The organism is Bacillus cereus (assembly GCF_002564555.1).
Taxonomy (GTDB): Bacteria; Bacillota; Bacilli; order Bacillales; family Bacillaceae_G; genus Bacillus_A; species Bacillus_A cereus_K.
Genome location: NZ_NUVD01000103.1, coordinates 85905 through 96002, shown reverse-complemented (window position 1 = coordinate 96002; position 10098 = coordinate 85905). Strand labels below are relative to the sequence as shown.

Here is a 10098-nt window from a genome sequence, read left to right as displayed (position 1 = left end):
AACACGATGAAGCACTAACTTGTGTAAATTTGATTGAATTGTATAGATTTAGTTAAGTTTATCGTATCGGAATATGGAAAGAGAAAAAGTACTTCACTCTGTTCAAGACAATCCATTTGGCGGAGGGTATTACATTGATATTGAAGGAATTCAAGAACCAACACAAGAAATGGTAGCTAGTTATTTCATGGAAACATTCAAAAAGAACGACAATGAACTGACTATGGAGCTGAAAAATTTAATTATAAAAATGGCAAACGAGGAAGATGGGTATTCAGTTTCTGGGCTTGTAGCGGCAGTAAAACAAATACCTGTACTTGCAATTCGTAAATATAGTTATGAACATGCCTTTGCGTATTTCCGTGAAACGTTACAATATTCAGAGCAAGACTTTGATTATTGGTGTGATCGGGTGGAAGATATTGTACAAGGATTTACAAATGTACAGTATCGTGCAATTAAAATGGCGATGACGAACAATAAAGATATGTTATTCTCAATTGTTGAAAAGTTAGATGAAATGAATACAATTGAACTGCAAATTAAGGATGAATTAGAGAGACAGTTTCTGTCATGGAAAGATAGGAAGACAAATCAATCTGTCATAACTCTTTAAAAAGTTAACTCAATTTAAGATAAGGGAGTTTAAACCTATGAAATATTCGCTATGTACCATTTCATTCCGTCATCAATTAATTTCATTTACTGATATTGTTCAATTTGCATACGAAAACGGTTTTGAAGGAATTGAATTGTGGGGGACTCATGCACAAAATTTGTATATGCAAGAGCGTGAAACGACAGAAAGAGAAGTAGATTATTTAAAGGATAAAAATTTAGAAGTTACGATGATAAGTGATTATTTGGACATATCATTATCAGCAGATTTTCAAAAAACGATTAGGAAATGTGAGCAACTGGTAACGCTAGTTAATTGGTTTAATACAAATAAAATTCGTACGTTTGCTGGACAAAAAGGTAGTAAGGATTTCTCGGGACAAGAGAGAAAAGAGTACGTGAAGCGAATTCGTATGATTTGTGATCTATTTGCTCGGCACAATATGTATGTACTATTAGAAACACACCCAAATACGTTAACGGATACTTTGCCATCTACTTTGAAATTATTAGAAGAAGTAAATCATCCAAATTTGAAAATAAACCTTGATTTTCTTCATATATGGGAGTCTGGTGCAGATCCAATAGACAGTTTCCATCAATTAAGGCCGTGGATACAACATTATCATTTTAAGAATATATCGTCAGCGGATTATTTACATGTGTTTGAACCTAATAATGTATATGCAGCAGCGGGAAGCCGTATTGGTATGGTTCCATTATTTGAAGGCATCGTAAATTATGATGAGATCATCCAGGAAGTGAGAGATACTAACTGTTTTGCTTCACTAGAATGGTTTGGGCATAATGCGAAAGATATACTGAAAGAAGAAATGAAGATATTAACAAATAGAGAATCAGAAGTAGTAACTTCATAAAGTGAAATGATGCAAGAGTCTCGTTTAGGAGACTCTTTTTTTATATGTAAAATACCAAAAATTACCATGTATTTAATTTTGAATTTAACACAATTTATATATAAATAAGGAGGTGATCGGTAATGGCTAGAAATCGTAACGCTAATCAATTGGCATCACATGGAGCACAAGCAGCTCTAGATCAAATGAAATATGAAATTGCACAAGAGTTCGGTGTACAACTTGGAGCTGATACTTCTTCACGTGCAAACGGTTCAGTAGGCGGTGAAATCACAAAACGTCTTGTAGCGATGGCAGAACAACAGCTTGGTGGCGGATATACTCGCTAAATGTAGAAGGTTATAGGAGAAAGGAAGGATGCTTCCTTTCTTTTTTATTTTCAATTAATTGGTATGAATATATAACGTACTGGATTCAAAGAATAGAAATAATGCTATATTTTAACCTATTTCTTTTGTTGAGAATGGTAAGTAGTAACGATGTAATAGCCCTGGTGGAATGAACATTACGTTCCAGCAGGGCTATTATATGGTAAGAAATATATGATGAAAGGTTCAGAAATCAACATGTTAAAAAAAGAAAACTGTTGTTTAATTGCTCTTGCATCAGTTCCACTTGTTATGACATTAGGGAATTCAATGCTCATTCCAATCCTGCCGACTATTGAAAAGAAATTACATATTTCATCGTTTCAAGTATCCATGATTATAACAATTTATTCTATCATTGCAATTTTACTTATTCCGATTGCTGGTTATTTATCAGATAGATGGGGAAGAAAGATGGTAATGGTTCCGAGTTTACTGATTGCAGCTATCGGAGGTGCGGTAACTGGCTGGGTATCATGGAAAGTTGATAATCCATACAATTGGATACTTATTGGCAGAGCAATTCAAGGTATTGGTGCTGCCGGTGCTATGCCAGTTGTCATACCATGTGTTGGTGATTTATACAAAGATGAAAAACAAGTTAGTACAGGTTTAGGAATCATTGAGACATCAAATACATTTGGGAAAGTACTCAGCCCTATTTTAGGGTCTGCTCTAGCCGCCGTTGTATGGTTCTTACCATTTTGGGCGATTCCAGTTTTATGTGTAGTCTCGATTGTTTTATTACTGGTATTAGTAAAGGCAAAAAAACAAGAAGGAGAAGTACCACCGCTAAAAGAGTTTATTCAATCTATTATCTCTACGTTTAGAGAAAAGGGAAGATGGTTAATTTCCATTTTTATACTAGGTGCAATTATTATGCTCATTTTATTCGGAATTCTCTTTTATTTATCTACTATACTGGAGTCAAAGTATGACATTCATGGTATATGGAAAGGATGTGTACTTGCTATTCCTTTGCTTGTACTATCAATTAGTTCATATATGGCTGGTAAAAAAATTGGAGATAATCAAAATCTTATGAAGAAATGTATTTATATTGGTTTTTTACTAGCTGCTATATCAGTCATAATCCCTTTATTTGTGAAAGGGATTTATTTACTGCTTCTTTGTCTCGTCATTATGGGAATAGGAATTGGGATGGCACTCCCATGTTTAGATGCCCTAATTACACAAGGGATTGAAAAGGGGCAGAGGGGAACGGTTACGTCATTTTATAGTTCAATGCGATTTATCGGTGTAGCAGCTGGACCACCCCTATATTCTTTTTTTATGAAAGGGGCGGATCACGAGGTGTTTTATTTAACGAGTATTTTCGCTGCTATTGGTGCTGTTATAGCAATGATTTGGATTAAACCAGCAAAAGATACAAAGACGGTAAAACAAAACCCAGAACCTACTTCATAATTACAAAGAGAACTGCATGATGTGTAATTAGCATGCGGTTCTCTTTCTTTACTTAAAAAATAACTTGTTTTAACATATAAAGCGAGACTCCCCAAATGATGATTCCTGAAAATTTATTTAATAATGCGATTGTTTTTCCAGTTGAGTCTAGCCTTTTTAAAAATTTCCCCGCTAAAGCTAAGCAAATAAACCAAATCCAAGAAACAATAATAGTGGCAACTGTAAAAGCCCATTTTTCACTTCCTATGTATTGAATGGAATTTGTTCCAATTACACCGATTGTATCTAAAATTGCATGTGGATTTAATAATGAAACCGATGCAGCGAAAAGTATTTGGTTTTTTAATGGCATGTTTTTTTCTTGTTTTACATCATCGGAAGGGTTGCTTCTCCAAATAACCCAGCCCATATATATGAGAAAGAAAAATCCGATTATATATAACGTGTTAGTTAGCCAAGAAAAAGTAAGTAGTACAAGGGAGACACCCTGCACTGCAATTAAGATTAGTAACGTATCACATATTGATGCGGTTAATACTACAGGGGCTGCTCTCCAAATATTTGGTTGGCTCGCACCTTGGTTAAAGACGAAAACATTTTGGACACCTAATGGAATGATAAGACCGAATGCAAGAATGATACCATGAATAATTGCGTCACTCATCATATTACCTCCTACTTAAATTCATTATGATAGTGTATATTGTATAGAAGAAATGAAAATTTGTATCCATCCATATGGTTGGGGAGGTTACCAACCAAAAAGAATGTAAGGTGATTTGATGGAAAGATTAGCGTGGAAACCAAATATGTCTCTACCGATTCCTTTATATAAACAAATAGAAACGTACATAAAAGAAAAAATCATTTATGGAGAATGGACCATTGGAACGAAACTGCCTTCACAAAGAGATTTGGCGCATACATTTGGTGTGAATCGAAGCACAATTGTAATGGCTTTCGATGAATTAGTGGCAAAAGGATATATTGAAGGAAATGGCCGGAAGGGAACGTTTGTTGTAAATAATAATGAGAATACTTCAACATACGCCCCGCCTCCTAGTTGGCAGTCTTATGTAGAAACAGGACTGCATTATCCGAACCTTCCTGCTATTCAAGAGATTAATCAAGCTGAATTTTATCCAAATGTGATTCGTTTAGGAACAGGAGAGCTTGCGCCAAGTCTTTTACCTGAAAAAAAGATGAAAGTAATAATGAATAAGCTTTTAAAATCAAACGTGACACTTGGGTATGAAGAGCCGAAAGGAAATCTTTATTTAAGGAAGAAAATTGCGGACTATTTAAAAGAGCATGGTGTATATGTATCTCCTGACGCTATATTAATTGTTTCAGGAGCCATTCAAGCACTTCAACTTATTTCTATGGGGCTTCTTCCGAAAGGGGCATCAATCTTATTAGAAAAACCATCATATTTATATTCGCTTAATGTTTTTCAATCAGCAGGAATGCGTTTAATCGGAATGCCAATGGATGAGAGTGGGCTAAATGCATCATATATTGCGAAATATAAGAAGCAATTTAATGCATCTATTTTATATACAATTCCGTCTTTTCATAATCCGACGAACTTTACTATGAATGAGAAGAAACGAAAAGAAGTGATGGAAATATGTAATGAAATTGGATTGCCTATTATAGAAGACGCAGTGTATCAAGACTTATGGATCGATGCACCAGTTTCAAAGCCTTTAAAATCATATGATAAAAACGGGATCGTACTACATATCGGAAGTATGTCTAAAGTAATTAGTCCAGGTTTAAGAATTGGATGGATTGTTGGATCTGAACCAGTGATTCAAAGATTGGCAGATATAAAAATGCAAACAGATTATGGCTCGAGTTCTATATCTCAGCAAATTGCGGCAGAGTGGTTTACAAATGGATTGTATGAGGAACATTTACAGTTTGTAAGAAGTGAGCTTAAAAAGCGTAGGGACTTTATGGTAAGTATGTTAAAGAAGTATTGTAGTGAAATAGCGACATGGCATGAACCGACAGGTGGGTTTTATATATGGTTACATGTGAATGTGCCGATTTCGAATCGTAGTTTATTTGACAAAGCTTTGCAAGAAAAGATTTTATTAAATCCGGGTACTTTGTATGATAGAAGTGCAAACCAATTTTTGCGCCTTTCTTATTCATATGCAACTGTAGAAGAAATTGAAGTTGGAATAAAAAAGGTCGCGCAATTAATTACAGGGTAAAAGGAGAAAACGATGAAACAATATGTGATTTGCCAAATGATTGATGGGGATAAATATTTAGCTGCTTATGCAGAGACAAAACAGGATGCAATTGAAAAAGCAGAATTGCTAGGGTTAAGAACTGGAAATCGTTATATAGTAATTACTGCAGAAGAAGCAGAAGGGTTAACTTACCCTTAAATAATGGGAAAGTAAATAAGAAGTAAATAAGCCTAATAATGTACTAGATTATTAGGCTTATTTACTATTAAAGTGTGATAGGGAAAATAATATAATTATGAGTCAAGTTGACGGAAATACCGATTTGTTTTGCGATCCTGATTTTCGTCTCTATATTCATCAACATATTGTCTGAAGTTCCAAGATTCTAAAAACTTATTTGCAGAATGATAACCAGAATTGTAAAGCCATTCTTTTTCTTCTTTTGTTAGCTCAAAATTAGTACTTGTAATTGTTCCTGTTGGAATTGTAATTGTTCTTGCTTTTGATTCCTTATCTAGATGACGTAAATCATGAGCTTGCATCATTGTTTTAAACAGTCCTTTGAACATAGAAATAGGCTCTTTATAGTGGGCAGGATCAGCTTGAATCTCATCTTTTACAAAATGAAATCCGAAAGTTGGCCAGCGGGGAGAGGTAGGTGAGTCGAAAATCCAAATTGGATAATTGCTTAAAATGCCTCCATCTACCATATAACAAGGTTGCTTCCATTTTGGAGTTCTCCATTTTACTGGTTCAAAGAAGTAAGGGATGGTACTACTCATTCTTACGGCCTTAGCGATTGAGAAGCGATAATTTAAAAATCCGTAGTTTGGTAAATCATCGGGGAAGACAACCATTTTACCGTTGCTTATATCAGAAGCGATAATTTTGAGTTTGTTTAAGTCAGGTAAATCTGTAAATAAGTGAACTCCTTTTTTTCGAAGTAATTCTTCAATCCATTCTTCGATAAATACATTGGAATAAATACCTAGAGTAGACCATGCACTTAGTCCTTTACCGATAAAAGGGATTCTATCCAGAAAAGTTTTCTTCATAAATTTGTTATAATCAATGTCGGTTATGATTGTTTTTAATTCGGAACAAGAATATCCGGCTGCTAGGAGCGCTGCGATAATAGCACCAGCTGATGTTCCAGCTACACGCTCCCATTCATAACCTTTTTCAGCTAACGCGCAAATTGCCCCTACATGTGCAATTCCGCGTACGCCGCCTCCTTCAAAAACACCATCAATTTTCATAAAGCATACTTCCTTTCAAATGAAGAAATTTGAAAATGGCAAAAAAGCACGTATTGTACGTGCTTTTTTACAATAGTTTTTAAGTTTACTAGCAGCCTACAAAGCCGCCCCAACAGCTAGCTCCGATGATGATTAGAAGGATGAATAAAACGATTAATAAAGCGAAACCTCCATAACCACATCCACCACAACTACCGCCGTAACCGTAACCGCCGTAACCGCCGCAACTATATCCGTAACCCATGTGGAATTCCTCCTTAAATTAAAAATGAAAATGAACGAGGGGAAAATGTACTGGAAGAAATAATGAACTATCGTGTTTGTAGGAACAATGTATACTATGCTTTTTTAAACTTGTTCGCGTATGAAGGATAAGCCCGTTTTTTTGAAGGCTTGTTGATTTTACAATGAATGGAGTATAATCTTTGTGCTATGATACAAATAAGTATATAAATATAAGGAGAATGAAACAGAAATTATGAAACAGCAAATAGAAGTATTAATTGATAAACATGAACTAACACATTTGAAACAGGAGCTTGTAAATACTATATTTCCTTGTATAAAAGTTGTGCCAAAGCAGCAGGAAACAATGGCGATAGGCAGTTCGAAAATGGGCGGGGCTCCTGATGTGCCGGATTCATTTGAGTATCCAATATACAAAGGGAATCCGTTGCATTTTATTGCCCAATTTAATTTAAGTGATTTACAAAACGTTGGTATGGATCACAATCTTCCTAGGACAGGGATGTTATATTTCTTTAGTATTGAAAATTACTTTGAAGAAGATGTGGATCTTACCAAAGCTGGACGTGTACTTTATTATGATATCCCTGTAGAGCAATTACGTAGAGCAGATGAATCGCAAGTGAAATATAACCAATGTGCTATTACTTTTGAACTGACGTATAAATTGCCTGAGCTTTTCATTGAAGATGAGGCAGATTCCGATCGTTTCTTACAATTACTTGAGGAGTTAATTCCAGATAACTACGATAACCATCAAATGTTTGGTGAGCCATTCTCAGTACAAGAGGAAGTATTACATGAGACAGGGCAATACATGGGGATAGATCCACAGCAAATGACACTTTTATTCCAAATTGATTCAGATCATAAAAATTGTAATATGGTTTGGGGAGAATTAGGAATGCTATATTTCTGTATTGGAAATGAAGATTTAAAAAATCGATGTTTTGAAAATACATGCTGTGTGTTACAAACTTGCTAAAAAAAATGGTTGTTCTTTTTCTAAAAGAACAACCATTTTTAAAATGTTAAATATGCATAATCTCATATGACCTATTTTAAAAAGTATTGTATACTCTGAAACTATACGATGCTTTTTCGTATAGTTATAGAATGTAAGGGGTGACAAGATGGGAAAGACAAGTAAGTATGTGACAGTTGCCGCACTTTGTTCAACAATTGTAATGGGTGGCTTACACGCGTCGTCTGTATCATACGCGGTAACTAAATCAACTGTAGTGACTACACAATCAGATGCTAAGCAGTTAGAAAATTTTCGTAAAGAATTAAAAAAACATATTGATAATCGAGATGAAAATATTACAATCGCATATAAAACAAAAGATAGAAATGCTAGAGATGTTATGGATCAATTATACAAAGAATATAATAAAATTGTAGATGCTGATGAGTATGTGAAATATAATGTGGAGTCTACTAAATATTCTATAAAAGGGATGCCTGGAAATTATACATTTACATTACAAGTGAAATATCGTGAATCAAAAGAGCAAACACAGTATGTAAAGTCTCAAGCGAAATCAATTGTAAATTCTATCATTAAACAAGGCATGGATGAACATGAAAAAGTGAAAGCTATTCATGATTATGTTGTAAAACATGTATCCTATGATACTTCTTATCAAGCATATACAGCGTATGAAGCGTTAGCGAATCGTTCTGCCGTTTGCCAAGGATATACATTGTTAACATATGAATTGCTAAAAGAAGCAGGTATTCAAAATCATATTGTAACAGGTACAGGAAACGGACAAGCTCACGCGTGGAATTTAGTAAACATTGAAAACAAGTGGTACCATCTTGATACTACATTCGATGATCCAGTGCCAGATAAAGCTGGGCGCGTAACATATTCATATTTTAATATGTCTGACGAGCAGTTAAGTAAAGACCATGAATGGGATCGTAGTAAATATCCAGCGGCAACTACAAGTTACTTTGGTGAATTAACAAACAAAATAGAAGCAGGTAGTTCAAAAACTGCTGCGTATAAACAAATGTTAAAAGAAACAAATTTAGAATATTTGTCTGCACAATACGGGGCAGATAATTACAGTGAATTTAAGAAAAAATTACAGCAACAGTTTGCTAGTAAGCCAGAAAAAGTAGAAGTACGATATAAACAGTCGATGGATGGGACAATGCAAGATATAAAGAAAGTGTTAAATGAAATAAATTGGCCAAAAGGTGCAAAGCGTGTATCTTATCAAGTAGCACCATATAGTGCAATGACAGGCTATTCATTAGCGACAATTACATTTACGTATTAATTAATGAAGAAGAGCATCTGTAAAAGGTGCTCTTTTTATATTTGTTCATCACTTTAAAATATTTTGAATTATATGATAGAATGAAGAGGGGAGGATTTGAAAGCTGAATGAACTTGTTCGAAAGTAACATATTTACATTGATATATATTTGTCTAGTAATCGGACTTATCGTTTTGTTTTTCATATCGTTTACTTTGTTCATCAAAAAATTACTGCAAAACAACTCTGCGAAAAAACAACATGTTATCAATATAAATCAGAAGTTAGATCGAATTATTGAATTGCTTGAAAAAGATAAAAAATAACGATAGAAGAAGTATGAAAAGGGGAAGAGGATGGCTAATTATATAAATGAATTACGTGAAAAAGTAGGGCACGACTTTGTTTTCTTAAATTTTGCGGGTGGTTGTGTGTTGAATGAACATGGAGAAGTATTACTGCAAAAAAGAGGTGATTTTAACGCTTGGGGATTTCCTGGTGGTGCAATGGAAATCGGAGAATCTGCTGCAGAGACTGCGATTCGAGAAATTAAAGAAGAGACAGGATATGATGTGGAAATTGATGAGTTCATTGGCGTGTATACGAAATATTTTCAAACATATCCGAACGGTGATCAGGCACAGGCAATTGTAATATTCTTTAAGTTTTCAATTGTCGGAGGGAACAAAAAAATAGACGGTGATGAAACATTAGATCTGAAGTTTTTCCCGTTAGATAAAATGCCACCGTTATTTAATAAACAACATGAAGATTGCTTACAGGATTTATTAGAGAAAAGAGTTGGGGTATATCGCTAACAC

Annotated in this window: 12 protein-coding genes and 1 pseudogene; 10 read left to right on the top strand and 3 right to left on the bottom strand. The window is 34.5% G+C overall.

What is annotated here, in order from left to right; genetic code table 11:
- Positions 1-70 precede the first annotated feature (70 nt).
- From COI75_RS23410 to COI75_RS23395, 4 genes and pseudogenes are all read left to right on the top strand, one after another.
- A pseudogene (locus COI75_RS23410) lies at positions 71-616 on the top strand (DUF6005 family protein); the annotation flags it as partial.
- 37 nt (positions 617-653) lie between these two features.
- Complete coding sequence (locus tag COI75_RS23405; RefSeq protein ID WP_000877689.1) at positions 654-1496, top strand: sugar phosphate isomerase/epimerase family protein; 843 nt, start codon at positions 654-656, stop codon at positions 1494-1496.
- A gap of 122 nt (positions 1497-1618) precedes the next feature.
- Positions 1619-1825, top strand: coding sequence for an alpha/beta-type small acid-soluble spore protein (locus tag COI75_RS23400; RefSeq protein ID WP_000113539.1), 207 nt, complete (start codon positions 1619-1621; stop codon positions 1823-1825).
- Between the two features lie 237 nt (positions 1826-2062).
- Positions 2063-3292 carry an MFS transporter gene (locus COI75_RS23395; RefSeq protein WP_002095719.1) on the top strand — a complete coding sequence of 410 codons (1230 nt, stop codon included), beginning with the start codon at positions 2063-2065 and terminating at the stop codon, positions 3290-3292.
- A 52-nt stretch (positions 3293-3344) separates the two neighbouring features.
- Here the strand turns inward: COI75_RS23395 and COI75_RS23390 are convergent, their stop codons facing one another.
- A complete protein-coding gene (locus COI75_RS23390) occupies positions 3345-3956 on the bottom strand; it encodes a LysE/ArgO family amino acid transporter (protein ID WP_098448657.1) in 612 nt (203 codons plus the stop codon).
- Positions 3957-4074: 118 nt separating this feature from the next.
- Here COI75_RS23390 and COI75_RS23385 point away from each other — a divergent pair, with 118 nt between their 5' ends.
- Both COI75_RS23385 and COI75_RS23380 read left to right on the top strand, forming a co-directional pair.
- On the top strand, positions 4075-5517 hold the full coding sequence (locus COI75_RS23385) for an aminotransferase-like domain-containing protein (protein WP_000440228.1): 1443 nt from the start codon (positions 4075-4077) through the stop codon (positions 5515-5517).
- Positions 5518-5529: 12 nt separating this feature from the next.
- Positions 5530-5697 (top strand): DUF3933 family protein, encoded by a 168-nt coding sequence (locus COI75_RS23380; protein ID WP_000816387.1) that lies wholly within the window; start codon positions 5530-5532, stop codon positions 5695-5697.
- A gap of 95 nt (positions 5698-5792) precedes the next feature.
- Here COI75_RS23380 and COI75_RS23375 read toward each other — a convergent pair whose 3' ends face one another.
- Positions 5793-6758 (bottom strand): patatin-like phospholipase family protein, encoded by a 966-nt coding sequence (locus tag COI75_RS23375; RefSeq protein WP_000686788.1) that lies wholly within the window; start codon positions 6756-6758, stop codon positions 5793-5795.
- 88 nt (positions 6759-6846) lie between these two features.
- Complete coding sequence (locus tag COI75_RS23370) at positions 6847-7002, bottom strand: YjcZ family sporulation protein (RefSeq protein ID WP_000540424.1); 156 nt, start codon at positions 7000-7002, stop codon at positions 6847-6849.
- Positions 7003-7236: 234 nt separating this feature from the next.
- Between COI75_RS23370 and COI75_RS23365 the strand changes: the two genes are divergently transcribed.
- The 4 genes from COI75_RS23365 (at position 7237) to COI75_RS23350 (ending at position 10095) form a co-directional block, all read left to right on the top strand.
- Positions 7237-7989, top strand: a complete 753-nt coding sequence (locus COI75_RS23365) for a YwqG family protein (protein WP_000813163.1) — start codon at positions 7237-7239, stop codon at positions 7987-7989.
- A gap of 148 nt (positions 7990-8137) precedes the next feature.
- On the top strand, positions 8138-9298 hold the full coding sequence (locus tag COI75_RS23360; protein ID WP_000520876.1) for a transglutaminase domain-containing protein: 1161 nt from the start codon (positions 8138-8140) through the stop codon (positions 9296-9298).
- A 107-nt stretch (positions 9299-9405) separates the two neighbouring features.
- Positions 9406-9603, top strand: coding sequence for a DUF4083 domain-containing protein (locus tag COI75_RS23355; RefSeq protein ID WP_001048098.1), 198 nt, complete (start codon positions 9406-9408; stop codon positions 9601-9603).
- Positions 9604-9633: 30 nt separating this feature from the next.
- Positions 9634-10095, top strand: a complete 462-nt coding sequence (locus COI75_RS23350; protein ID WP_098448656.1) for an NUDIX hydrolase — start codon at positions 9634-9636, stop codon at positions 10093-10095.
- Positions 10096-10098 lie beyond the last annotated feature (3 nt).

Coding starts and splice junctions, on each gene's coding strand:
- COI75_RS23355 (WP_001048098.1), top strand. CDS start 9,406: ATGAACTTGTTCGAAAGTAACATATTTACATTGATATATATTTGTCTA.
- COI75_RS23375 (WP_000686788.1), bottom strand. CDS start 6,758: ATGAAAATTGATGGTGTTTTTGAAGGAGGCGGCGTACGCGGAATTGCA.
- COI75_RS23385 (WP_000440228.1), top strand. CDS start 4,075: ATGGAAAGATTAGCGTGGAAACCAAATATGTCTCTACCGATTCCTTTA.
- COI75_RS23405 (WP_000877689.1), top strand. CDS start 654: ATGAAATATTCGCTATGTACCATTTCATTCCGTCATCAATTAATTTCA.
- COI75_RS23400 (WP_000113539.1), top strand. CDS start 1,619: ATGGCTAGAAATCGTAACGCTAATCAATTGGCATCACATGGAGCACAA.
- COI75_RS23380 (WP_000816387.1), top strand. CDS start 5,530: ATGAAACAATATGTGATTTGCCAAATGATTGATGGGGATAAATATTTA.
- COI75_RS23365 (WP_000813163.1), top strand. CDS start 7,237: ATGAAACAGCAAATAGAAGTATTAATTGATAAACATGAACTAACACAT.
- COI75_RS23395 (WP_002095719.1), top strand. CDS start 2,063: ATGTTAAAAAAAGAAAACTGTTGTTTAATTGCTCTTGCATCAGTTCCA.
- COI75_RS23350 (WP_098448656.1), top strand. CDS start 9,634: ATGGCTAATTATATAAATGAATTACGTGAAAAAGTAGGGCACGACTTT.
- COI75_RS23370 (WP_000540424.1), bottom strand. CDS start 7,002: ATGGGTTACGGATATAGTTGCGGCGGTTACGGCGGTTACGGTTACGGC.
- COI75_RS23390 (WP_098448657.1), bottom strand. CDS start 3,956: ATGAGTGACGCAATTATTCATGGTATCATTCTTGCATTCGGTCTTATC.
- COI75_RS23360 (WP_000520876.1), top strand. CDS start 8,138: ATGGGAAAGACAAGTAAGTATGTGACAGTTGCCGCACTTTGTTCAACA.